This is a genomic window from Allochromatium palmeri, from assembly GCF_009720725.1.
GTDB classification, from domain to species: domain Bacteria; phylum Pseudomonadota; class Gammaproteobacteria; order Chromatiales; family Chromatiaceae; genus Thermochromatium; species Thermochromatium palmeri.
Genome location: NZ_WNKT01000054.1, coordinates 1 through 24,282 on the forward strand (window position 1 = coordinate 1; position 24,282 = coordinate 24,282).

Annotated in this window: 23 protein-coding genes, 2 tRNA genes and 1 pseudogene; 15 read left to right on the forward strand and 11 right to left on the reverse strand. The window is 63.6% G+C overall.

The features are described 5' to 3' along the window. The 10 genes from GJ668_RS20360 to GJ668_RS20990 all read left to right on the forward strand — a co-directional run. On the forward strand, positions 1 to 250 hold a 250-nt coding region (locus GJ668_RS20360; RefSeq protein ID WP_222930808.1), incomplete at its 5' end, for a helix-turn-helix transcriptional regulator. A gap of 334 nt (positions 251 to 584) precedes the next feature. Further along, positions 585 to 1,154, forward strand: a complete 570-nt coding sequence (locus GJ668_RS17195) for a hypothetical protein (protein ID WP_155451361.1) — start codon at positions 585 to 587, stop codon at positions 1,152 to 1,154. 28 nt (positions 1,155 to 1,182) lie between these two features. Beyond that, positions 1,183 to 3,720, forward strand: coding sequence for a DUF3987 domain-containing protein (locus GJ668_RS17200; protein WP_186343175.1), 2,538 nt, complete (start codon positions 1,183 to 1,185; stop codon positions 3,718 to 3,720). A gap of 310 nt (positions 3,721 to 4,030) precedes the next feature. Further along, positions 4,031 to 4,189, forward strand: a complete 159-nt coding sequence (locus tag GJ668_RS17210) for a hypothetical protein (protein ID WP_155451364.1) — start codon at positions 4,031 to 4,033, stop codon at positions 4,187 to 4,189. A 107-nt stretch (positions 4,190 to 4,296) separates the two neighbouring features. Then, positions 4,297 to 4,998 (forward strand): hypothetical protein, encoded by a 702-nt coding sequence (locus tag GJ668_RS17215; RefSeq protein WP_155451365.1) that lies wholly within the window; start codon positions 4,297 to 4,299, stop codon positions 4,996 to 4,998. Next, positions 4,988 to 5,371, forward strand: a complete 384-nt coding sequence (locus tag GJ668_RS17220; protein WP_155451366.1) for a hypothetical protein — start codon at positions 4,988 to 4,990, stop codon at positions 5,369 to 5,371. The genes GJ668_RS17215 and GJ668_RS17220 overlap by 11 nt, the downstream gene beginning before the upstream one ends. Before the next feature lie 42 nt (positions 5,372 to 5,413). Continuing rightward, a complete protein-coding gene (locus tag GJ668_RS17225) occupies positions 5,414 to 5,677 on the forward strand; it encodes a hypothetical protein (protein WP_155451367.1) in 264 nt (87 codons plus the stop codon). Next, a complete protein-coding gene (locus GJ668_RS17230) occupies positions 5,674 to 6,828 on the forward strand; it encodes a phage major capsid protein (RefSeq protein WP_155451368.1) in 1,155 nt (384 codons plus the stop codon). The genes GJ668_RS17225 and GJ668_RS17230 overlap by 4 nt, the downstream gene beginning before the upstream one ends. Positions 6,829 to 7,359: 531 nt before the next feature. After that, entirely contained in the window at positions 7,360 to 7,938 is a 579-nt protein-coding gene (locus GJ668_RS17235; RefSeq protein WP_155451369.1) for a hypothetical protein, read from the forward strand. 12 nt (positions 7,939 to 7,950) lie between these two features. Next, entirely contained in the window at positions 7,951 to 8,082 is a 132-nt protein-coding gene (locus GJ668_RS20990) for a hypothetical protein (RefSeq protein WP_281350255.1), read from the forward strand. A gap of 261 nt (positions 8,083 to 8,343) precedes the next feature. On the opposite strand, the gene GJ668_RS17240 is transcribed toward GJ668_RS20990, so the two are convergent. From GJ668_RS17240 to GJ668_RS17285, 10 genes are all read right to left on the reverse strand, one after another. Beyond that, positions 8,344 to 8,420: transfer RNA gene (locus tag GJ668_RS17240), tRNA-Pro, on the reverse strand. Between the two features lie 40 nt (positions 8,421 to 8,460). Then, positions 8,461 to 8,835 (reverse strand): MerR family transcriptional regulator, encoded by a 375-nt coding sequence (locus GJ668_RS17245; RefSeq protein WP_155451370.1) that lies wholly within the window; start codon positions 8,833 to 8,835, stop codon positions 8,461 to 8,463. After that, positions 8,816 to 9,115 (reverse strand): integration host factor subunit alpha, encoded by a 300-nt coding sequence (ihfA, locus tag GJ668_RS17250; protein WP_012970205.1) that lies wholly within the window; start codon positions 9,113 to 9,115, stop codon positions 8,816 to 8,818. Before ihfA ends, GJ668_RS17245 begins: the two co-directional genes overlap by 20 nt. Before the next feature lie 6 nt (positions 9,116 to 9,121). Next, a complete protein-coding gene (gene pheT, locus GJ668_RS17255) occupies positions 9,122 to 11,500 on the reverse strand; it encodes a phenylalanine--tRNA ligase subunit beta (protein WP_155451371.1) in 2,379 nt (792 codons plus the stop codon). A gap of 119 nt (positions 11,501 to 11,619) precedes the next feature. After that, positions 11,620 to 12,651, reverse strand: a complete 1,032-nt coding sequence (gene pheS, locus GJ668_RS17260; protein WP_155451372.1) for a phenylalanine--tRNA ligase subunit alpha — start codon at positions 12,649 to 12,651, stop codon at positions 11,620 to 11,622. 70 nt (positions 12,652 to 12,721) lie between these two features. Then, the gene (gene rplT, locus GJ668_RS17265) at positions 12,722 to 13,078 is read right to left on the reverse strand and encodes a 50S ribosomal protein L20 (RefSeq protein ID WP_155451373.1); all 357 of its coding nucleotides are present in this window, start codon (positions 13,076 to 13,078) and stop codon (positions 12,722 to 12,724) included. A 31-nt stretch (positions 13,079 to 13,109) separates the two neighbouring features. Then, positions 13,110 to 13,307: a 50S ribosomal protein L35 gene (gene rpmI, locus GJ668_RS17270; RefSeq protein ID WP_155451374.1), complete on the reverse strand. Its 198-nt coding sequence runs from the start codon at positions 13,305 to 13,307 to the stop codon at positions 13,110 to 13,112. 163 nt (positions 13,308 to 13,470) lie between these two features. Further along, positions 13,471 to 14,004 (reverse strand): translation initiation factor IF-3, encoded by a 534-nt coding sequence (gene infC / locus GJ668_RS17275; RefSeq protein ID WP_155451375.1) that lies wholly within the window; start codon positions 14,002 to 14,004, stop codon positions 13,471 to 13,473. A gap of 63 nt (positions 14,005 to 14,067) precedes the next feature. Continuing rightward, a complete protein-coding gene (gene thrS / locus GJ668_RS17280) occupies positions 14,068 to 15,987 on the reverse strand; it encodes a threonine--tRNA ligase (protein ID WP_155451376.1) in 1,920 nt (639 codons plus the stop codon). A 160-nt stretch (positions 15,988 to 16,147) separates the two neighbouring features. Further along, positions 16,148 to 16,224: transfer RNA gene (locus GJ668_RS17285), tRNA-Val, on the reverse strand. A gap of 250 nt (positions 16,225 to 16,474) precedes the next feature. On the opposite strand from GJ668_RS17285, the gene GJ668_RS17290 reads away from it, so the two are divergent. The 5 genes from GJ668_RS17290 to GJ668_RS17310 all read left to right on the forward strand — a co-directional run bounded on the left by GJ668_RS17290 (position 16,475) and on the right by GJ668_RS17310 (position 24,126). Next, entirely contained in the window at positions 16,475 to 17,998 is a 1,524-nt protein-coding gene (locus GJ668_RS17290) for a fumarate hydratase (RefSeq protein WP_155451377.1), read from the forward strand. Between the two features lie 72 nt (positions 17,999 to 18,070). Next, entirely contained in the window at positions 18,071 to 19,057 is a 987-nt protein-coding gene (locus GJ668_RS17295) for a YhdH/YhfP family quinone oxidoreductase (RefSeq protein WP_155451378.1), read from the forward strand. A 235-nt stretch (positions 19,058 to 19,292) separates the two neighbouring features. Then, a complete protein-coding gene (locus tag GJ668_RS17300; protein ID WP_155451379.1) occupies positions 19,293 to 20,231 on the forward strand; it encodes an ABC transporter ATP-binding protein in 939 nt (312 codons plus the stop codon). After that, positions 20,224 to 23,133 (forward strand): Gldg family protein, encoded by a 2,910-nt coding sequence (locus tag GJ668_RS17305; protein WP_155451380.1) that lies wholly within the window; start codon positions 20,224 to 20,226, stop codon positions 23,131 to 23,133. Before GJ668_RS17300 ends, GJ668_RS17305 begins: the two co-directional genes overlap by 8 nt. Before the next feature lie 3 nt (positions 23,134 to 23,136). Next, a complete protein-coding gene (locus GJ668_RS17310) occupies positions 23,137 to 24,126 on the forward strand; it encodes a DUF4340 domain-containing protein (protein WP_155451381.1) in 990 nt (329 codons plus the stop codon). Between the two features lie 21 nt (positions 24,127 to 24,147). Here the strand turns inward: GJ668_RS17310 and GJ668_RS17315 are convergent. Then, positions 24,148 to 24,282, reverse strand: a pseudogene (locus tag GJ668_RS17315) (ISKra4-like element ISTvi1 family transposase); the annotation flags it as partial.

A 24,282-nucleotide genomic window follows, 5' to 3' on the forward strand; every position in this document is an offset into this window, starting at 1 on the left:
GGGCTCAACGGACGGTGAAGAGGGGCTTATCCTGGTCTTGAAGACCGCAGACGGTCAAGGGGTCTCTGAACGCTTACCATCCACAGAGGCCCGACGATTGGCCGGCAATGTCTCGGATATGACGCTCTGGCGCTGGGTCAATCTCGGCATCATTCCCCGGCCGCTGAAGATCAGAAATAGAAACTATTGGCGGCGAGGCCAATTTCTGGCCGCACTGGAACGCGGGGCCAGTGGACCGGAAGCGGCATAAGGGAGAATGAGCGATGGGTAAACGATCAGAAATGCGCCGCGCCCAACGTCGGGCGAAGCAAGCACAGCGATGGCCAGACAGCAAAAAGCCCGAAGCGTCTCGACCACGCTTCGGGCTTGCAAATGATTCTGGAATCGGCGTATCGTTTGACCGTCTCGGGCGCCCTGCAAGGCAACCCGAGCAAAGAACCGACTGATTGAGGCAGTGGTTCACCGGCAGGCAAAGTATACCCGTATACCCGCGCATTCGCACGTCTGCGCGCGTCCGTGCCCGCCGTCTGATCCTCTCTCGCTCAGTCGAACCCCTGCACTCTCAATGCAATCGAGGTTCGACCATGTTCCCGACTTTCAATGTCGACTCCAACCCTGAACTGAATCCGCTCGTCGGCTCCAGCCTGCACGAAACCGCGCGCAACTGCGCCAGCGCCCTGCGTTGGGTCTACGCCATCGATGTCGAGCGCCTGAGTGACAAGGCCGTCGAGGATGGCTTGTACGTCATCATCAATCCGATTCTGGCCGCCCTGGAATGCGCGGCCGGACGCGAGGAAGACTGCATCACGCTCTCGGCTGGCGACTCGAAGCGACTTCGCGCACTGGCCAGCGAAGCGCATCAAGGCCATATCGCCGCTGCCCTGAATGCCGCGATCGATGCCGCCGAGATCGCGGCCGAACCTGAGCGCCAACGTCGCATTGCCGAAGCACTGCGAGCTGTTGCCGATGATGTCGAGCGGCAGGCCAAGGAGGGTGAGCGTCCCGAACCCCTGAATCTGGATCTGACCGAGGCCGAGCTGTCCCAGCTTCGCGCCGTCGCCGAGCAGGAGGGCGCCGAGCTATCCCGCACCGCCACCCAGCTGCTGGCCGGCGAGCTACGGCATCATGCCGACGCGGCTGGGGGTGCGCGATGAGCACCTTCAACGACCAGGAGGCCAAACGATGAACGGCTGCCCCAGGGAAGGGGCGGTTCCGACCGCTCCCGTCATTCCATCCGTCGAGGGGTGCGCTATCGGCGTACCCCTCTCTCACCTGCCTGAAGCCATGCGCAAAGCTCCGCGCTGGCTGGTCTGGAAGTCGGTCAGCAACGGCGATAAGAAGCCGCGCAAGGTGCCGTTCTACTGCAACGACACACCGCGCCAAGGCCAGCTCGACACGCCAGAAGACCGCGCGCGGCTAGCTACGTTCGAAGAGGCGCTGGTTGTGCTGGAGTCCGGCGCCTATGCCGGACTCGGTTTCGCACTCGGACCTGATGAGGATGGCCGTCACTGGCAAGGGATCGACCTGGATGGAACCGACACCCGCCCGGATCTCGCCGCACTGGTCGAGCGACTGCCGGGATATGTCGAGCGTTCGCCGTCCGGTAAAGGCTGGCACGCCGTGGGCATCGGGCGCGACTTCGCCACGCTCGGCAGCAACGCCAGTGGGATCGAAGCCTACAGCCGCGGTCGATACTTCACTGTCACTGGCCGCGATGGTCGAGGCGACCTGGAAGACATCGCCGATTTCGTCACAGTGACGCTTGCCCCGCTGCACTCGCCGCGCCCCAAGGCCCAGGATGCGCCGACCGAGCGGCCCCGCGTCGATACCACGGATCAACTGGTTCGGGATCTGCGCTCAGCCCTGGTGTCCATGCGCTCAGATGATCGGGATCTATGGGTCCGAATGGGCCTCGCGTTGAAGCCGCTCGGCGACCAAGGCCGCGCGCTATGGCTGGAATGGTCTCAGGCGTCGGAGAAGTTCGACCCCAAAGACGCCGCGCGCACATGGGATTCGTTCAAGCCCGAGGGCACCGGCCCGAAGGCCGTCTTCGCCGAGGCCCAACGCTCCGGCTGGGTCAATCCGGCAAAGCGCGAACGCAAGCCGGCCGAGCTGCGCGAACAAAGGGACTCGCGCCCCCAGCACCCCGAGCCGCCGCCGGCCGATATTCACGGCGAGCCGGACGACTGGCCGACTCCCGGCGATCTCGCCGCGCCGATCGATGGCGAACCCTATCCGCTGAGCGTCTTCCCCCAGGCTGCGCAGAATGCTATCCGCGAGTACGCGGCCTTCGGTCAGCAACCGCTGCCGCTGATCGGCTCGTCCGCTCTGGCACAAATGGCGCTGGCTGCACAAGGACTGGCGAATGTCGGCATCAATGACCACCTGGTCTCGCCGATCTCGCTCTATCTGCTTTTGTGCGCTCAGTCCGGCGAGCGCAAGAGCGCGGCCGACAAGTTCTTCGGGCGCGCGATCAAGTCATGGGTCCGCACAACACGCGAGGAACGTCTGCCCGATCACCGGCGATCCGTTGCCATGGCCGCCGCGCATAAGACCCGCGTCGAGGGTACCAAGTCGAAGATAAAGGCTATGGAAGGCAAGGACGATCCTAAAGCGGAAGAGGAACTGGAGCGCCTGGAGGCTCGGCTCGTCGAGCTGGAGCAGAACCCTATCATCCCCGTCCCCCTGCCGTCGCCGAGCTATGAGGACGTGAACCCGGCTTCGCTCGCCTACGCCCTGGCCACCGGCTGGCCGTCGGGCGGTCTGTTCTCAGACGAGGCCGGCACCGTAATTGGAAGCCAAGGACTCGGCGAAGACTCGGCGACATCCTTGCTCGCGCTGCTGAACATCCTCTGGGACGCGCGCGAATTCCTACCGACCCGGAAAGGCGCTCCCGTCGCCGAACTGCGCGGCCGGCGCTTCAGTGCCTTCCTGATGATGCAGCCGGATCTGCTGCCCAAGCTGATCGACAAGGGCGCGCGCACGATTGGATTCCTGGCTCGGTTCCTACTGGCCGCGCCGCGCTCGACCATGGGGACGCGGACCTACAGCGAGCCGCCCGCCTCCTGGCGCGCGCTGGCCGACTTCGAGCGCCACATCCTGACCCTGCTCGGCTTGCCGCTCCCCATCGACGACACCAGCGAGGACAAGGGCGCGCGGATGATGCTGAAGCCGACCGTGATGCGCCTGAGTGCCGGCGCGAAACTGGCGTGGATCTCCTATCACGACACCGTTGAACGCGAGCTGGCCGACTTCGGCGAGTTCGCCGAGGTGCGCGACGTGGCCGCCAAGAGCGCGGAAAACGCCGCGCGCGTGGCGACCATCTTCCAGTTGTTCGACCACGGGCGCGTAACGCGGGAAATCGAAGAACACTACATGGCCGGCGGAATCGCCGTAGCTGCCTGGCACCTTGCCGAAGCGCGGCGGATCTTCTACGAAGCCGACACACCCGAGGTGGTGCTGGACGCGCGCGAACTGTCCGCCTGGCTGACCGGCAAGGGACGCGAGCTGGCCAACCGCGATGGCGAGCCGATCATCGATCGGGCCGGCGTGATCTCGCTGCGCGATGTCTCGAAGTTCGGCCCGAACCGGACGCGCGACGCACTGAAGCGAGATGTCGCGATCGATCTCTTGGAAGAGTCCGGGCACGCTCGGCGGATCGATCGAGGACGCCAACGCTTGCTCCAAATCAATCCCCGTCTGCTGGTGCCGGGAGGATGACGACCATGCTTAATCCGTCTGCCGCGAACTGCCGCAGAAGTGCCGCAAGTGGGCTGCGGCACTTCAGGCCCTTGAGTGCCTTTTTCAAACAACGACTTGTGCTGAGTGCCGCAACTGCCGCAAATGCCGCAACCATTCCAGGAAAATGTTTTGAGAACTCTTTTTTTACCCCTGGAGGTGCGGCATGAGCAGTGTCTTGTGCCAATTCCTGTCCAGCTCGAAGCCCCAAACCGTTGCGGCATTTGCGGCAGTTGCGGCAGATAAAGGGCATGGCGAAGGCTTGTGTACGCGGATCGAGGCGGATGTCCGCTTGCCCCGCGAAGTCCTGGCCGCGCTCAACGGCTGGCTCGACACCATCGGCGAGACCGATCCCGAATCCCGAGCCGAATACATCGAAGCCTGCGCCGCCGATCCTGAGCAACTCCGCCATGCGATCCGGGTCGCCGATGCATTGGCGGCCGGCGGGTAGGTACTTCCTGAGCACTCGCACTGCGGGTACGAAGGCCGCGAGATTTGGCTAGATGCGGACCGCTTCACTAGGTCAACCCCGAACAAGTCACCAACCGAGCAAACAACATGGCCAGACCAGAGCAGAAAAACGGCGCCGCATCAAAGATGTTAGCTGCCCTCCCTATCGAGCAAACCGGACTCGGCTTCAGAGTCAGCCGCGCCGATATGGCCAGGATGATTGGAGCGAGCAGGAGCTACATCACGGAGTTGGTCGGCAAGGGGATCATCCCAATCGAAAAGAACGGCCGCATCGATCCCGACCGCGCCGTCCGTGAACTGCTGCGTCGCCAGCCCAACGGCGGCCGGCTCAGATTCTTGATCGACGTCCGTCGCGAGATCGACGAAGCCAACACCCGCGCCGATCAGGCCCAGGCCGCCGCCGCCCAAGCAACCAACAGCCTGGCCGACCTGCGCGCCCATATCGTCACGGTGACGCGAAAACTGATGGAGTCGGAACGCCGAATCGATGTGCTGATCGAGGAAATCGAGCTGATGCTTGATGACGCGCGCGACGAAGAGGTAATGGACGCGCTCGGCCGTGCATTCGACCGCGCGGCTTCCAGCAGCGACGACGCGCTGATCGAGCACCTGACCGATGCGGACGAAGACCTTGCCGCCCTGATCATCGGCCTCCGCCCGGATCTCAGACGACCGCCGCCCACGCTGCGCGAGACCATCGCCGAACTGGAAGTCGAGCAGCCGACGCTGCTGGCTGATCTCGACGAACCGCCCGCCGACATTCCAAGAGGACCATCTGATGACGATTGAACGCCTCGAACTCGCCGCCAAGCTGGTCGCCGATCCCGACCTACAAGCCTGGCTGTCCGGCGCCGCGCGCAAGATCGCCCACGGCCTGCCCGCTGATCAGGCACTTGACCTGTCCGGTCCTGGCGCCCGGCGCGAGGCTGACCGGCTCATGTGGTACGCCGCACGCATCCTGGCCGACGACGATAGGCTGTCGCTCTGGAGCGCCGCCGGCCGCATCGCTGCCTGGCGTCGCGGGGGCTCGTGTGTCCCCGGTGAGGTGGCGCGCCTGCTCGAATCCTCGCATCACGCCGCATCGGTACCGAGCACCCAACGAGGCGTCTACCGCCGACTGACGGACATCGCCGACGCGCGTCATGAGGAGGTTTCACCCTGATTCGGGAGAGGATACGGCATGGCATTTTGAGGATTCACGCAGATGACAGAAACAACCGTGGTCGCAGCGTCTACCGCCGTCGATGTCGAGCATTTCGTTCACCCGAAGAGCGGGGTTCTGACGCTACACAGCGTCGCGGCTTTCCGAGTCGCTGGCGAGGTAGCGACGCCGATCTTCTATCCGCCGCCGCCGAAAGGCGCCGTTCGCGTCGAGCTGGAGGCGGACGGCACATTCAGCGCCGCCGGTCTCAACCGGGCGAGCCCTCAGATGATCGCGTCCGCCATTCGGCAGGGGGTCTCAGAATGACCGGCTTCGCATACGTAGGCGCCATGCGCACCGAGTCCGAGCTTGTCGCACGGCTCCCCGAGCTGGACCGGCGCGAGGTTATCGCCCAGGCGATCGCGGCGAAGATGGGCGCGCATGTCCATGAGGGAAACCCGCTCGCCCGCACGCTGTCCGAGGCGACGGCCGACGAACTCTCGAGCATCCTCGCTGGGAAGTTCACAAGCAGTCATGAGCTCGCGGACGCGAAACGACCGCTCCCAAGTCCGCGAAAGGACCTGGACGCGGCGGACCGCCAGCTATTTGATGAGTTGTACGACAAGGCCGAGCGCGATAACCGCCGGGCGTTTCGCGCGGCCAATGCCTTCACCAGCAAGGCGTTGATTTCGACCGTCGAGAGCGCCGTTCAGATGCTCGCCAAGACCCCACCGCCGGCCGAGCATGACGCCATCGTCAAGCGATTCCCGCTCAGCGATTTCCGCCCAAGTCAGATCGAGCAGATCGAGCCTAGCGACTTGCACGCGAATGTTGGCGAAGGTGGCGACGTATCGATAACGCACACCGAGATGACCCTGAGCGGTCAGACGGGCCAACTTGCGACGGTTCGCGGGTTTGTGGGCTTCACCCGGGTCGATGTCATCAACGCACGCTGGGGGCTGCTGGGCGAGCTGACGCGGGAGCTGATCCAGGCCGCACGCCGCGCGGAGCGCGATTCCATCGTTGAGATGCTGGAGAGAAATCCGGTCCTCTCCGATGGCCTGCCGCTCTTTGCCGAGACCCGTGGGAACGACGTCTCGACCGGCCCAGGCGTAGCGGTCTCCGTCTCGGCCGCGAATGCCGCTCTTCGTGGCATCACGTCGGCTCATGGATCGGCCTTGCAACCTCGAGCTGGTGTGCTCTGCGTGCCCGCTGCGATCGAGTTAGACCTCGAGCTCCTCGAGCTGGCAGCTCGCGCCAAGCTGGGCGTATTCTCCGACTCAAGGCTGACCTACGGCTATCTGCTCCCGCCGCCGGCCGAACGACCCGTGGTAGGGCTGGGAACCTTGGACGGGACCGAGAAGCCGTGGACACTCAGACTGCGCCCGCATCCATCAGCGGATGCTTGGCGCCTCCAGATCGTGAGTGACTTCACCGTGAAGCCGTTGAGCTGGCACGCGGTGCGGTTCACGTTCTGAGCAGTAGTGCCAGCGGCTCGGTTCCACGCCGCTGGTATGGGGCAACCGGCCGCCGATCCGGTCCGCGAATATCGGCACCCCACCGCGCTGTGCATGTTTCACCGACACTCGCTGCCCAATTCAAGCGCCTGATGTCGCACCACTGACAGCGCGGCCCTTTTCAAGGGTCGAGCCGAGTCCAGCTCTAGCATAAGCTCGAACCTCAGCCGCCGGGCTGCGCCCTCATGCATGAGCACCGCCGTTCCGCCCCGCATGGCGGCCCCGGTTAACCGGCCGGGAGCTGGGGCGCCCTTCCTTACTTCCACATCCAACCGCTTTTCAGCACCCCGCCGCCTGTATGCCCGTCTGAGGCATTCCAGACTCAGGGGTATAGGAAACCCTTCACCCCTGCTTTCCGCGCGCTCTACGGGCGATCTGTGATGTCGATTTTCGCGCAGTCGTCGCGCGATTCGTCACAGTGACAAAATATCCTTGTCTTTTCGTCACTGTGCGCTATATTCAAGTCACCAATAACCGACACGGTGACGAGAAATGAGCGACACGACCACCACCACCGAAGCAAAACGCCGTGGGCGCCCGAAAGGCCCGCGTCCGGCGCTCACGTCTGCCGAGCGGATGCGCCACGCCAGAGAGCGCGTCCGGTTCGCCCTGGACGATCCCGAGGGCGACATCACCACCTTACCCGACCAACTATTGCTTGAAGCTGTCGCCTTGGCGTATCGGAAGGACCGACCCGAAGCGCTTTTCTTCGGCGTCGAGGAACTGTTCGGGCGACTCAATGCGCGCTCCAGTGACGAGCACGCCTATGTGGTGCATCTGGAGCGGATACCGAAAGGCGACACAGTGACGAATAAGGCGACTGATGATAACGTCACAGTAATGGATAATGAGCCAATGAAAAGCGACACAGTGACGCCGCCGCGCAGTGACGCCGACCTGGTTTGTCTGCTGCTCGACCGATTCGGCACCTATACCGGCATCGCCCGCGCCCTGGCCGGCACTGGTCACAAGATCGACCGATCAAACCTGAGCCGGATTCATCGCGACGGCCAGACGGCATCGCCAGAGACGCGAGCGGCGCTGCTTGCCCTGGTGGATCAGGAAGCGTGAGAGTCACGCAAAATGCAGGATGACCACGAGGATCATCTGCATGATGACCACGTCATTGCCGACCACGAGGATCATCTACATGATGACCTGGATCTGACCGGCAGGATGACCACGAGGATCATCTACATGATGACCTGGATCTGACCGGCAGGATGACCACGAGGATCATCTGCATGATGACCTGGAGCCGCCACACGCGCGCGGAGATGACCCTTGGCCAAAGTGAAGAATCCTCACTTCGGCGGGCGCCGCCTCGCGCGCGCGGAGATGACCCGTGGGTCAAATCCGGGAAGATCCCGGATTTCAGCCGGTCAAACGCTGCTGATTTGTTACCCCCAGCGTTACCCAGAAGCCGATTTGCAAAGAAAAAGGGGTTAGCCGATTGAGCTAACCCCTTGTCTTTATTGGTCGGGGCGAGAGGATTTGAACCTCCGACCACCTGAACCCCATTCAGGTGCGCTACCAGGCTGCGCTACGCCCCGTTCGAAAGAAGCGGAATCATACGCTGTCGTGCGTCCAGCGTCAACGTCGAAGCACTTGCAAGATCTCCTCAAGCTCAAGTCGCATCTGTCTCAGGATCTGATGGGTCTGACTGAGATCATGCTTGGCACCCTCACCGCTGAGCTGCTGGCGGGCACCGCCAATGGTGAAGCCTTGCTCATAGAGCAGATTGCGGATCTGGCGCACCATGAGCACATCATGACGCTGATAGTAACGGCGATTGCCACGCCGCTTGACCGGCTTGAGCTGCGGAAACTCCTGCTCCCAATAGCGCAGCACATGCGGCTTGACGCCGCACAGCTCGCTGACCTCGCCGATCGTGAAATAGCGCTTGCCGGGGATCGGCGGCAGTTCGCCGTCGCTCGCTCCGATCAGACTATCGCTCGGTTCCCGCATAGGCTTCCACTCTCGACTTGAGCTTTTGGCCCGGACGGAAAGTCACGACACGCCGGGCGGTGATGGGGATTTCCTCGCCGGTCTTGGGATTGCGCCCAGGGCGCTCTTTCTTTTCACGCAGATCGAAGTTGCCGAACCCGGACAGCTTGACCTGCTCGCCGCGTTCCAGGGCGGCGCGAATCTCCTCGAAGAACATCTCGACGATGTCCTTGGCCTCGCGTTTGTTCAGGCCAAGCTCTTCAAACAAATGCTCGGCCATGTCGGCTTTGGTCAAGGCCATACCTGTTCAATCCCTCAAGCGTGCATCGAGTTCAGAGGTCAGGCGCTCCAGGATCCGCCCCACCGTTGCGTCTATGACTTCATCCGTAAGTGTCTGAGAAGACGACTGTAAAATCAATCCTAAGGCGAGACTTTTTCGGCCTGTTTCGATGTTTTGGCCGGTGTAGACGTCGAACAGGATCAGCTCACGCAGCAGATCAGAGGCAACCGAACGAATGCACTGTTCGACCGCCTCGTAGCTGACCCCTTGATCGATCAGAATCGCCAGATCGCGCCGGATACCGGGATAGCGGGAGATCTTGCCATAGTGTGGCAGCACGCCCGGAGTCAATGGAGCCAGATCGAGTTCGAACAGAAACACATTGCCCGTCAGATCGAGCTGCGCGGCGAGCGCCGGATGCAACATACCGATCAGCCCGACCGGCTGACCGTCGCGCTCGATGCGGGCCGTCTGGCCCGGATGCAGCGCCGGATGCTCGGCAGGCACGAAGCGGAAGGACGCAGACGCGCCGGTCTGGGTCAGCAGCGCCTCGACATCGGCCTTGAGATCGAAGAAATCGACGCCCTGTCCTTTCTGATCCCACTGCTCCGGCAGCCGGTCACCGACCACCAGGCCGGCGATCCCCGGCGTCTGGGTCAAACCTTCGGGGCCGAAGCGAAAACGCAGTCCGCTCTCGAAGATCCGCACGCGCTCCATCTGCCGCGCCTGGTTGTAGACGGCGGTTTGCAGCAGTCCGGGCCAAAGGCTGGTGCGCATGACCGAGAGTTCGGCGCTGATCGGATTGGCCAGTTTGAGCGTTTCCACCCCCGGCTCGACCAGTTCCTGGATCTCGGGACTGACGAAGCTGTAGGTGATGACCTCCTGGAACCCGCGATCGACCAGCGCCAGTCGCGCGCGGTCGAGCTCAAACCGGGTCTCGGAGTCGGACTGGGTGGCCGAGGCCGAGCTGGCATGACTGACCGGAATCAGATCATAGCCGTGGATACGCCCGATGTCGGCGATCAGATCGACCTCCTGCACCAGATCGAAACGTGCGCTCGGCGGCGTGACCTGCCAGCCGTCCTCGCGTCGCTCGATGGCCATGCCGAGCCGTTCGAGGATGTCCTCGATGGTCTCATTGGGCAGTTGCAGCCCCAGAATCCGCGCCACCCGCTCGGCACGCAGAGGCAACGGCGTCGGGCGCGGCAGATGTTCAGCGGCGCTGACCTCGCACACCGGCCCCGGCTCGCCGCCGACGATGTCGAGCAGCAACCGCGTGGCGCGTTCGATGGCGCGCACCTGGAGTTCGGGATCGACGCCACGCTCGAAGCGGTGCGAGGAATCGGTGTGCAGACCATAACTGCGCGCTTTGCCGCTGACGGCCAGTGGCGCGAAGAAGGCGCTTTCGAGCAGGATGTCGCGCGTCTCGGCCCCGACACCCGACTCCGCGCCGCCCATGATGCCAGCGAGCGCGACCGCACGCTCGGCGTCGGCGATGACGAGCGTGTCGGCGCGCAGCGTCGCCTGTTCGCCATTGAGCAGTGCCAGCGTCTCGCCTTCGGTCGCCATCCGCACCCGGATCTCGCCGGCGAGCTTAGCCAGATCGAAGCCGTGCATCGGCTGACCGAGTTCGAGCAACACATAGTTGGTGACGTCGACCACCGGGCTGATGGCACGAATGCCGCCGCGCCGCAGCCGCTCGCGCATCCACAGCGGCGTGGTCGCGCTGGGGTCGATGCCACGGATGACGCGGCAGACATAGCGCGGACAGGCTTCAGGTGCCAGCAGCTGCACCGAGAACCGTTCATCGCTGACCGGTTCAATCGGCTTGATGGCCGTTGGCATCAGAGGGACACGATTGATGACGGCCACTTCGCGCGCCAGGCCAGCCAGACCGAGACAGTCGCCGCGATCCGGGGTCAGATCGACCTCGATGCACTGATCGTCGAGCGCCAGCCAGGCGCGAAAATCTTCGCCGAGCGGTGCGTCAGCCGGCAGTGGCAGAATGCCGTCCGAGGATTCAGCCAGACCCAGTTCGCTCGCCGAGCAGATCATGCCGAACGACTCGACCCCGCGCAGCTTGGCACGCTTGATCTTGAAATTCCCCGGCAGACTGGCCCCGATGGTCGCCACCGGCACCTTCATATCGGCCGCGACATTGGCCGCACCGCAGATGATCTGAAGCGGAGCGTCCTCGCCGACATCGACCGAGCAGACACGCAGCTTGGCGGCGTCCGGATGCGGCTCGATGCTGAGCACATGCCCGACCCTGACCCCACTGAAGACGGGTGCCGCCGGTTCGACCGCGTCGACCTCCAGCCCCGCCATGCTGAGTTGATCGGCCAGACGCTGGGTATCGACCGGCGGGTTCACCCATTCGCGCAGCCATGCCTCACTGAATCGCATGTCCCACTCCCCACCCCGACGCCTGCTGGGCCTCGGGCAAAATTAAAACCAGATGATTGGTGTCAGACCCCGACGAACGGCGCAGGCGCGGCTCGATCCGGTCGCCGGTCACGTCACGCTCAACGGAACTGACGCAGATAGCGCAGATCGTTGTCGAAGTTGAGCCGGATGTCGTCGATGCCATAGCGCAGCATGGCCAAGCGTTCGACGCCCATGCCGAAGGCATAGCCGAGATGGCGCTCGGGGTCGATGCCGACATGGCGGAAGACCTCGGGATAGACCATGCCGCAGCCGAGCACTTCCAGCCAGCCGGTCTGCTTACAAACCCGGCAGCCGTCGCCGTCGCACATCACGCACTGGATGTCGACCTCCGCCGAGGGTTCGGTGAAGGGGAAGTAGGACGGACGGAAGCGCAGCTTGAGATCGCGCTCGAAGAAATTGGTCAGAAAATCATAGAGCACGCCCTTGAGATCGGCAAAGCTCACCTGCTCATCGACCAGCAACCCCTCGACCTGATGGAACATCGGGGTATGGGTCAGATCCGAGTCGCAGCGATAGACGCGCCCCGGAGCGATCACCTTGAGCGGCGGCGCCTGTTCTTCCATCACCCGGATCTGCACCGGCGAGGTGTGAGTACGCAGCAGACGCTCGGCGTCGAAATAGAAGGTGTCGTGCATCGCCCGCGCCGGATGGTGCTCGGGGATGTTGAGCGCCGCGAAGTTGTGATAGGCGTCCTCGACCTCCGGGCCTTCGACTACGGCAAAGCCGGCGTTAGCGAACAGTCGCTCGATGCGGCGCAACGCGCGCGTGACCGGATGCAGTCCGCCAGGCATCTGTCCGCGTCCAGGCAGAGTGACGTCGATACGCTCGGCGGCCAGACGCGCGGCGAGCGCGGTCTGTTCGAGCGCCGATTTGCGCGTCTCGATCGCCTGCTGCACGACATTCTTGGCCTGATTGATCGCCTGCCCGGCGGCTGGACGTTCAGCCGGCGGCAGGGTACCGAGTTGCTTGAGCAGGGCGGTCAGCTCGCCGCTCTTGCCCAGATAGCGCACGCGCACCTGATCGAGCGCCGTCGCATCGGCGGCCTGCGTGATGGCATCGATCGCGGCCTCCTGGAGCGACTGGATACCGAGCGCGGTCTGTTCGGCCATGGTGATCTCCGAAAGTAAAAAGGGAAAGACCTGGGCCTTTCCCTCTGTGTCGACAGCGACAGGCGCCAGATCAGGCCAGAGCGGCCTTCGCTTGAGCTGCCAGCGCCGCGAAGGCGACGCTGTCGTGATAGGCGATGTCGGCCAGCATCTTACGATCGACCTCGACACCGGCCTTCTTCAGTCCGTCGATCAGACGGCTATAGGACAGACCGTTCTCACGCGCAGCGGCGTTGATACGGGCGATCCACAGCGTGCGGAATTCGCGCTTTTTCTGGCGACGGTCACGGTAGGCATACTGGCCGGCCTTGATGACAGCCTGCTTGGCGACCCGGAAGACTTTGCTTCGGGCGCCATAATAGCCCTTGGCCTCTTCGAGGATCTTCTTGTGCCGCGCATGGGCGGTGACGCCGCGTTTAACTCTTGGCATTCTCTACTCTCCGGTCTGGGGTTCAGTGCAATCAGCAGTACGGAATCATGCGCCGCGCGGCACGCAAATCCGACTGATGGACGCGCTGAGGCGCGCGCAGTTGACGCTTCCGCTTGGTCGACTTCTTGGTCAGGATGTGACGACGGTGCGAGGCGTTGCACTTGACACCACCGGAGGGCGTACGCTTGAAGCGCTTCGCGGCTCCTCGATTGGACTTGATCTTGGGCATGGGACTGGATGACTCCGCTATTTGCCGATGATTGTGAGGCGACGAAAGCACGCGAGGTTCATTGAAATCAGATGGAATCAAGAACGCATCGGGCGCCGCCTGGCGCCCGATGACTGACTCGATTCGACCTGGGATTCAGGACGGCTCGCGCGTTGGAGCGTCGCTATTTCTTCTTGGGACCGAGCACCATGACCATCTGCCGACCTTCCATGAGCGGCTGCTGTTCGACGATGCTGAATTCAGCCAGATCACTCTCGATTCGCCGGAGCAGCTCCAGCCCGAGTTCGCGGTGGGCATGTTCGCGCCCACGAAAGCGCATGGTGACCTTGGCCTTGTCCCCTTCATGGAGGAAACGGGTCAGGTTGCGTAGTTTGACCTGATAGTCTCCTTCGTCCGTCCCTGGGCGAAACTTGACTTCCTTGATCTGGACCTGCTTCTGCTTTTTCTTGGCCTCGTTCTTTTTCTTCTTCTGATCGAAGAGAAACCGACCGAAATCCATCAAACGACACACCGGTGGCTCGGACGTTGGCACGATCTCGACGAGATCCAGCCCCGCCTCCTCGGCCATGGTCAAGGCCTCGCGTGTGTTGACGACCCCAACCTGATTTCCATCCGCGCCAATCAGCCGGACTTCCGGGATGTTGATCTCTCTGTTGACGCGGTTTCTCTTTGGCGCAGCGATAGCAGGTTCCTCCAAAAACTCAAATAAACACGGCCTAAGCGAATGGCCAGCACGTGGCTCGATTCGCCCAACCGTCCATCAGTGGATGCGGTTCGCGACGTCCTGGCTCAGTCGCTCGATAAAGGTATCGAGGCTGAAGGAGCCGAGATCCTGGCCCTGGCGGTCGCGGACCGACAGCGAGCGGGTCTCGACTTCGCGATCTCCGACCACGAGTAGATAGGGAACCCGCTGCAGGGTGTGCTCGCGGATTTTAAAGCCGATCTTCTCGTTTCTCAAGTCAAACTCAGCGCGGAAGCCCTTGTCACGCAAGGTCTTAACGACCTCCCTGACATAGTCGGCCTGACGGTCGGTGATATTGAGCGCCACCGCCTGCACCGGCGCCAGCCACACCGGCAGCAGGCCGGCATAGTGCTCGATCAGAATACCGATGAAACGCTCGACCGAACCGAGGATGGCGCGATGAATCATCACCGGCGTCTGCTTGCTGTTGTCCTCGGCGATATAGTGCGCGCCGAGCCGTCCGGGCATCGAAAAATCGACCTGGATGGTGCCGCACTGCCAGGCACGCCCGAGGCTGTCATGCAGGGTGAATTCAATCTTGGGGCCATAGAACGCGCCCTCGCCCGGCTGGATGCGGTAGGTCAAGCCCTTGTCGTCGAGCGACTGGGCGAGCGCGGCCTCGGCCTTGTCCCACAACTCATCGGCACCGACGCGCTGCTCGGGACGCAGCGACAGGGCCAGATCGATGGCGTCGAAACCGAAATCGCGATAGGTCTCGAACACCATGTCGATCAGGGTCGCGACCTCGGACTGGAGCTGGTCTTCGGTGCAGAAAACATGGGCGTCGTCCTGGGTGAAGCGGCGCGCGCGCATCAGACCATGCAGGGTGCCGGACGGCTCGTTGCGATGCACCACACCGAACTCGGCGATGCGCAACGGCAGGTCACGATAGCTTTTGAGACCCTGGTTGTAGAGCTGGATGTGACCGGGGCAGTTCATCGGCTTGATGGCGAAATCACGGTCATCCAGATGCGTCGTGAACATGCCGCCAGCGAACTTGTCCCAGTGGCCCGAGCGCTCCCAGAGCGAGCGGTCGAGCACCTGCGGGGTCTCGACCTCCTGATAACCGTACTCGTCGAGCTTCTCGCGCATGTAGGTCTCAGCGAGCCGATAGACCACGCGACCCTTGGCGTGCCAGAAGGCCATGCCGGGCGCTTCGTCCTGGAAGTGGAACAGGTCGAGCTGCTTGCCGAGCTTGCGATGATCGCGCTTCTCGGCTTCCTCAAGCTGGTGCAGATAGGTCTTGAGTTCTTTCTTATCGCGCCAGGCGGTGCCATAGATCCGCTGCAACATGGCATTGCGCGAATCGCCGCGCCAGTAGGCACCGGCGAGCTTCATCAGCTTGAAGCCGTTGCCGAGCTTGCCGGTGCTCGGCAGATGCGGGCCGCGACAGACGTCGAACCAGTCGCCCTGGCGATAGATCGAGACGGCTTCGCCCGCCGGGATGATGTCGTCGATGATCTCGACCTTGTAGTGCTCACCCAGCTCGGCGAAGAGTCGCTTGGCGTCTTCGCGGTCCATGACCTCGCGCACGATGGGCAGATCGCGCTTGACGATCTCGTGCATACGCGCTTCGATGCGCTCCAGATCATCGGGCGTGAATGGCTCGTCGCGGGCGAAGTCGTAATAGAAGCCGTTCTCAATCGCCGGGCCGATGGTGACCTGGGTGCCCGGATAGAGTTCCTGGACGGCCTGGGCCATCACATGAGCGGCGTCATGGCGCAGCAGTTCGAGCGCGGTGGCCTCGTCTTTGCTGGTGACGATGGACAGCTCAGCATCCTGATCGATGACATGGGAGGTATCGACGAGCTGACCGTTGACACGACCGGCGAGCGCGGCCTTAGCCAGGCCAGCGCCAATCGAAGCGGCGACGTCGTAAACACTAACAGACAGCTCAAAGGAGCGCTGCGAGCCATCAGGGAGGGTAATCAGCGGCATCTGGAATCCTGGAATTTCAGTGGTGATCGATACGAGGGATCACATGAGTCGTTCAGCGCGGTCCCGAACGGCGGGCAATAAAAAAGCTGTCAGCCTTCAGCGAAGCACTCTCAGCCAGTTTCATGCTGAAAGCTGATCGCTGAAGGCTGACAGCCAGTGTTGGTAGGCGCGATTGGACTCGAACCAACGACCCCCACCATGTCAAGGTGGTGCTCTAACCAACTGAGCTACGCGCCTGTCGTTAACAGACAGCCATAATACAAGCCCTCTCCGAGGGCTGCAAGTCTTTTTTCGCGTCGGTGCGCACAGACGGTCAGCGAACGGGCGCGACTCCGATGGTCGCTCCAGACACGGCGACAGCGTGCGCATTTGAAAACTATCAGAAAATTCTGATCGACTGATGAAATGGTCATCGCTTCAGGTTCGATGGGTCGCTGATATACACTGCCGCAAAGTCCTAGCAAAATCCCCGTAAACCCGAGCCACCATGACCATCATCCGCGAATCCGATTTCATCCAGAGCATTGCCGACGCACTCCAGTTCATCTCCTACTATCACCCGCGCGACTACATCCAGGCGCTGGGCGCCGCCTACGAGGCCGAGCAGTCGCCCGCTGCGCGCGATGCCATGGCCCAGATCCTCTACAACTCGCGGCTGTGCGCCGAAGGGCAGCGACCGCTCTGTCAGGACACCGGCTCGGTGGTGGTCTTCCTCAAGGTCGGCATGGATGTGCGCTGGGATACCAAACAAAGCCTCCAGGCACTGGTCGATGAGGGCGTGCGGCGCGCCTATCTGCACCCGGACAATGTGCTGCGCGCCTCGATCGTGTCCCCGCCGATCGGTGCACGCAAGAACACCGGCGACAACACCCCGGCGGTGGTCCATGTCGAGCTGGTGCCCGGTGATCGGGTCGAGGTACGGCTCGCGGCCAAGGGCGGTGGTTCGGAGAACAAGGCCAAGTTCGCCATCCTCAACCCGAGCGACAGTCTGGTCGACTGGGTGCTGAAGACGGTGCCGACCATGGGCGCCGGCTGGTGTCCGCCCGGAATGCTCGGCATCGGCATCGGCGGTTCGGCGGAAAAAGCCATGCTGCTGGCCAAGGAAGCCCTGCTCGGACATATCGATATCCATGAACTCCAGGCGCGCGGTCCTGCCGATCCGATCGAGGAACTGCGTCTGGAACTGTTCGAGAAGGTCAACGCGCTCGGCATCGGCGCCCAGGGACTCGGCGGACTGACCACGGTGCTGGACGTCAAGATCCTCACCTACCCGACTCATGCCGCCTCGCTGCCGGTGGCCATGATCCCCAACTGTGCCGCGACTCGCCATCTGGACTTCGTCCTCGATGGCTCCGGACCCGTGCAGCTGGAGCCGCCGCGTCTTACGGACTGGCCGGCGATCACCTGGGCGCCCGACAGCGCGGCACGACGCGTCAATCTCGATGGACTCACGCGCGACGAGATCGCACGCTGGCGTCCGGGCGAGCGGCTGCTGCTCTCGGGCCGGCTGCTCACGGGGCGTGATGCCGCGCACAAGCGCATCGCCGATCTGCTCGCGCGCGGCGAGTCCCTGCCGGAAGGCGTGGACCTCACCAATCGTTTCATCTATTACGTCGGCCCGGTCGATCCGGTGCGCGACGAGGTCGTGGGCCCGGCCGGACCGACCACCGCCACGCGCATGGACAAGTTCACAGAGGTCATGCTCGCCCGAACCGGACTGATCGGCATGATCGGCAAGGCCGAGCGCGGACCGGCGGCGATCGAGTCGATCAAACGGCATGGCGCGGTCTATCTGATGGCGGTCGGCGGCGCGGCCTATCTGGTCTCCAAGGCCATCCGCTCCTCGCGACTGGTCGCGTTCGAGGATCTCGGCATGGAGGCAATGCGTGAGTTCGAGGTCGAGGACATGCCGGTGACGGTCGCGGTCGACAGCCGGGGCGAGTCGGTGCATCAGACCGGCCCAGCTGAGTGGCGCGCGCGTATCGGGGGGATTCCGGTGACCGTCGCTTGAGGTGGCCTCAAAAGGACAGGCCGCCTCATCACCCTCACACTTCAACAGCACACTTCGATTCAGGTCTTACCCATGCTTTCATATTCTGCCTTCCGTATCCACAACGACGACCAGGGCCATCACGCCGGGATCGAGCAGTTACCCAAGCCGGAACCGGCCGAGGGCGAGGTGCTGATCCGGGTCCGCTATTCCAGCGTCAACTACAAGGACGCGCTCGCCGGTACCGGTCGCGGCAAGATCCTGCGCACCTTTCCGCTGGTCGGCGGCATCGACGCGGCCGGCGAGGTCGAGGTCTCCAGACATCCGAGCTACCGGGCCGGGGAGTCAGTCATCGCCACTGGCTGGGGCCTGAGCTTCGACCACGACGGCGCCTATGCCGAGTATCTCTGTGTCCCGGGCGACTGGCTGGTGCCCATGCCGGATGGACTCGATGCACGCGCAGCGATGATCCTGGGCACAGCCGGCTTCACGGCCGCACTGGCGTTACATCGGATGCAGGCCAATGGTCAGTGCCCCGAGCTGGGACCGATCCTGGTCACCGGCGCCAGCGGCGGGGTCGGCTCTATGGCCGTGGCCATTCTCGCCCATCTCGGCTACGAAGTCGTCGCCCTGTCGGGCAAGCCAGATCTGCACGACTGGCTGAAGGAATTGGGCGCCTCGCGGATCGTCGGCCGTGAGGCGTTGGCCGGCGCGACCCGTCCGCTGGAGAAGGGCGAATGGGGCGGCGCCATCGACAACGTCGGCGGCGAACTCCTGGCCCAGATCACCCGTACCATGGTTCCTGGCGGCAACATTGCAGCCATTGGTCTGGCGGCCGGGCATGAACTGCACACAACAGTCATGCCCTTCATCCTGCGCGGCGTGAGTCTGCTCGGCTGTAATTCGGTCGATGTCCCCAGCCCACTGCGCGCTGAACTCTGGTCGCATCTGGCTAGCGATTGGCGACCCGCGAATCTGGAGACCATGCCGAGTGAAACGGTCAGGCTCGCGGGTCTGCCGGATATCTTTGAGCGGATGCTCGACGGTCGAACGCATGGTCGAATCCTCGTCGAGATTTGAACCGGCGCTCGCTTAACAAAGTTTAACCCGACGTCCAGGTTCAGTCAGAGCGATCCATCTATCTGATTTGATTGAGCTTCGAGTCAAATGTCCAGCGCGCGCCGGCGCCTAGCCTGCCACGTCCCTCTTGCGCGCCTCGATCGGCTTGGTTGAAATCCGCGTCCGTATGGAGGGGGCACAGCGCCCCTCCCTTTCCCTCCAAGACACCGCGAGCAATCGAGACAGGAGAGACTCAATGATCGAGGTTCGCCACCTCAGTCGCCACTATGGCGCGCTCAAGGCGGTCCAGGACGTCTCGTTCAGCATCGACACGGGTGAGATCGTGGGTCTGCTCGGCCACAATGGCGCGGGCAAGACCACCATCATGAAGATGCTGACCGGCTATCTCGAACCGAGCGCCGGAACGATCCGGATCGACGGACTGGACATCGCCGAACAGCGCCGCGAGGCGCAACGCCACATCGGCTATCTGCCCGAGAACTGTCCGCTCTATCCCGAGATGACGGTGCTCGACTCACTGGACTATCAGGCATCCCTGCTGGGCCTGGCCCCCGACCGACGTCCGGCGGCGATCCGCCGTGCCGTCGAGCGCACCGAACTCGGCCCGAAGGCGACCGCTGCCATAAGCACCCTGTCGCGCGGCTACCGTCAGCGCGTCGGCGTGGCCCAGGCGATCCTGCACGAGCCGCGCATCCTCATCCTCGACGAGCCGACCAACGGCCTCGATCCGGCCCAGATCCAGCACATGCGCGCCCTGGTGCGCGAGCTGGCGCGCGAGGCCACGCTCATCATCTCAACTCATGTCCTGCAAGAGGTCGAGGCGGTCTGCGGACGGGTGCTCATCATGCGCGGCGGTCAGTTGGCACTCGACAGCCGACTCGATGCCATCGGACGTCAGCCACGTCTGGTGGTCAGTCTGGATCGCGGACCGGATGAGGCGCTGTCAGTGCTCTCGGCTCTGGACGGGATCGGCTCGGCGGTGCTGCTGGACCAGGACGGCGCGCGCCATCGCTTCGCCCTGGAGACCGACGATGTTCAGTCCGCCGCGCCCGGCGTCGCCCGCGCCGTCTGTGAGCGCGGCTGGTCGCTGCATGGTCTGGAGACCGAACGCCACGACCTGGAGGCGCTGTTCGGCGCTGTCACTCTGGAACGGATGGAGGCGACCCATGGCTGAGATCATCCGCGTGGCCCGCCGCGAGCTGGCGGCCTTCTTCGGCTCGCCGGTGGCCTATATCTTCATTGGCACCTTTCTGGCGGTATCGCTGTTCGTCTTCTTCTGGGTCGACGCCTTCTTCGCCCGCAACATCGCCGACGCGCGTCCGCTGTTCGAATGGATGCCGATCCTGCTGATCTTTCTGTGCGCCGCGCTCACCATGCGGATGTGGAGCGAGGAAAGACGCGCCGGAACGCTCGAAAACCTGCTGACCCTGCCGGTGGCCACCCCCAAGCTGGTGCTCGGTAAGTTCCTGGCCGCGCTGGGACTGGTGGCGGTGGCGCTGGCCCTAACCCTGCCGCTGCCGATCACCGTCTCGCTGCTCGGGCCGCTCGACTGGGGTCCGGTCGTTGGCGCCTATCTGGCGGCACTGCTGCTGGCCTCGGCCTATGTCGCCATCGGGCTGTTCGTCTCGGCGCGCACCGACAATCCGATCGTGGCCCTGATCGGCGCGACCCTGGTCAGCGCGGCTTTTTATGTCATCGGCTCGCCGGCGCTCACCAGCCTGGTCGGGCACGGCGGCGGCGAACTCCTGCGACTGCTCGGCAGCGGCGCGCGCTTCGAGTCGATCACGCGCGGTGTGATCGATGTGCGCGACCTCTACTACTATCTGAGCCTGACCGGCGTGTTTCTGGCGCTCACCATCCACGGTCTGGAGCGTCTGCGCTGGGCCGAACCGGAGGCCAATCCGCGTCATCATCGGCGCTGGACGCTGATCACGGGGCTGGCGGTGGCCAACCTGATCGCGGCCAATCTCTGGATGCAGGGCGTGACTGGCGCACGCGCCGATCTGACCGAAGGGCGGCTCTACAGCCTCTCCGAGGCGACCCGGACCTATCTTGATCAGCTCCAGGAGCCGCTGCTGATCCGGGGCTATTTCAGCGCCCAAACCCATCCGCTGCTGGCACCTCTGGTCCCGCAACTGCGCGACCTGCTGGAGGAATATCAGATCGCCGGCGGCGACAAGGTGCGTGTGGAGATCGTCGATCCGCAGCAGTCACCGGAGCTGGAGCGCGAGGCCGGCGAGCAGTACGGTATCCGCCCGGTCGCCTTCCAGACCGCGAACAAGTATCAGTCGGCCGTGGTCAACTCGTATTTCGACATCCTGATCAAATACGGCGATCAGTACGAGACCCTCGGTTTCCAGGATCTGATCGATGTGAAGGTCCGCAGCGAGACGGATCTCGACGTGCGTCTGCGCCATCCTGAGTATGACCTGACGCGCACCATCCGCAAGGTGCTCCAGGGCTATCAGGGCGGCGGTGATCTGTTCGCCAATCTCGCCAGGCCGCTGACGCTCAAGGCGTTCATCTCCGCGCCGGATACGCTCCCTGAGCCGTTGCCGGCTCTGCGCACGGATCTGGAGTCGCTCCTGGACGAGTTGCAGGCCCAGTCGAACGGCCGTTTCAGCGTCGAGATTCAAGACCCAGCGGCTGGCGATGGGGCTCTAGCCGAGACCATCGCCGAGCAATACGGCTTCGAGCCACTGGTAGTCAGTCTGCTCGATCCTACGCCCTTCTATTTTTATCTGGTGCTGGAGGATGGCGCGCGCAGCGTCCCGGTACCGCTGCCCGAATCGCTCGACCGTGCCGGCCTGAGCCGCTCGATCGAGTCGGCGATCAAGCGCTTCGCGCCGGGCGTATTGCGCACCGTCGCGCTCTTTGCCCCGGCACCCACGCCCAATCCCTTCGGTATGGGCGGTTCGATGGGCGACGACTACAGCCTGCTACGTCAGACGCTCCAGGACAGCTTCAACCTGCGTGAGACCGACCTCGCCTCGGGTCAGGTGCCGGAGGAGGCGGATCTGCTGCTAGTCGTCGGACCCGAGACCCTGGACGAGAAACAGCGCTTCGCCATCGATCAGTTCCTGATGCAGGGCGGAACCGTGATCCTGGCCGCCTCCAGCTTCGACCTGGATCTGGCCGGCGGCGCCATCAGTGCGCGCAAGATCGACACCGGGCTGGGCGACTGGCTCGCGCATCATGGTCTGAAGCTCGAATCCAGTCTGGCGCTCGACCCGCGCAACACGCCCTTCCCGATTCCGATCCAGCGCGATCTGGGCGGCTTCGTGGTCCAGGAGATCCAGACGCTCGACTATCCCTACTTCCCCGACATCCGGGGCGAAGGACTGGCCGAGGATAGTCCGATCACGGCTGGTCTGGGCCAGATCACGCTCAACTGGTCCTCGCCGATCACGCTCGATGAGACGAAGAATGCCGGGCGGCGGGTGACGCGCCTGCTTCAGAGTTCAGACGCGGCCTGGAGCAGTGACTCGGAGAACATGCAGCCTGATTTCGAGGCCCATGGCTCGCTCGGTTTCCCGCGTGGCGAGGATCGAGGACGCAAGCTGCTGGCGGTGGCCGTCGAGGGCCGCTTCGACTCAGCCTTCGCTGGTCAGCCCTCGCCGTTGCTCACCAAGGATGAGGCTGAGGCCGACTCTGAGTCTGAGTCTGAGTCCGAGACCTCCGAACCCGAGACGCCCGAACACGCGGTCATTTCAGGCGTCATCGACACGTCGCCCGAGTCAGCGCGGCTGATCCTGATCGGCTCGTCGAGCTTCCTCGGCGACACCGCCATCAGTCTCGCCAACGAGGCGACCCAGAGCCGCTATCTCAAACCGCTCGAACTGGTCCAGAACGCCGTCGACTGGTCGCTGGAGGATCGCGGACTGTTATCACTGCGCGGTCAGGGCCAATTCGGGCGTCTGCTCGATCCAATCGGACGCAAGGCACAGGTCTTTTGGGAGACGCTCAACTATCTGCTGGCGCTCAGCGGATTGGCGCTCGTTTACGCGCTGCATCGACGTGCCCGCGCCCGTCGCGCCCGCTACCATGCCGCCATCCTCGGTCACGGAGGTCAGTGAGTCATGACATCGACCAACACCACGACATCAAACTCCAGGGCTGATCTCGGCTGGCGCCCGGATCTGCGCTCGCCCCTGATCATGGGTCTGGCCGGTCTGCTCGCGCTGCAACTGCTGATCGCGCTCGGCCAGAGCCTGAGTGCTCCGAGCACACACGCTTTCGCGCCACAAACGCCCCTGCTCGACTTCCAGCCTGAGCAGGTAACAGCGATCCGCCTCGAAGGCGCCGACGGTGCCGATCCGGTGCGCCTCGAACGGCGCGACGACGGCGCCTGGGTGATCGGCGATCTGGACGACTTCCCGGCCGCCGGCTTCAAGGCCGATCAGCTCCTGACCACCCTGGCCGCGCTCAAACGCCCGCTGCCCGTAGCGACCAGTGCCGAGGCGCGCGAACGCTTCAAGGTCGCCGACACCGGCTTCAACCGGCGCCTGACGCTCGAAGGTGCACAAGGGCCACTCGGCACTCTGATCCTGGGCGAGACACCAGGCTTCAAGCGTCTGTTCGGACGTCCGGCGAACGACTCGGCCGTCTACGAGCTGGATCTGGCGATCGCCGATGTCTCCAACCGGCGTGTCGACTGGCTCGACCAGGGGCAACTGCGCGTCGATCAAGCGAAGATCACGGCCATCGAAGGCGCCGATTGGCGTCTGGAGAAAGACGGCGAGCACTGGCGTTTGGCCGGAGCCGACGAGAACGAACCGCTGGATCAGGACCAGGCCCGCGAGGTGGTGCGTCGTTTGGCCAACCTGAGTTATCGCGACGTCTTTACCGCCGCAGAGGCTCCAGCCGACGACCCGGCCGCCCCCGTGCTGGAACTGAAGCTCGAACTCAGCGCGGGCGAGTCGCGTGCGTACCGGATCGCCAAGCTCGCCGACAGTGAAGACTTCCTGCTCAAGGACGCCGATCGCCCCTACGCGTTCAGGCTTTCGCCGTATGACCTGGATGGGCTGGCCGATCTGGATCGCTCCACGCTCATCGGGGTGCGACCATAACTGATGCGTGCCGCGCCATTGTCATGCCGCTTGTTTGATCAGGTCTTGCCAATAGTTCTCCCAGTGGCCATTGACGCGATTGAGGCGTAGCGCCAGCATGGCCTCGGCCTGCTCAAGGCGCCACCACGCCCCGGGACGCTTGAGACGTTGTTGAAC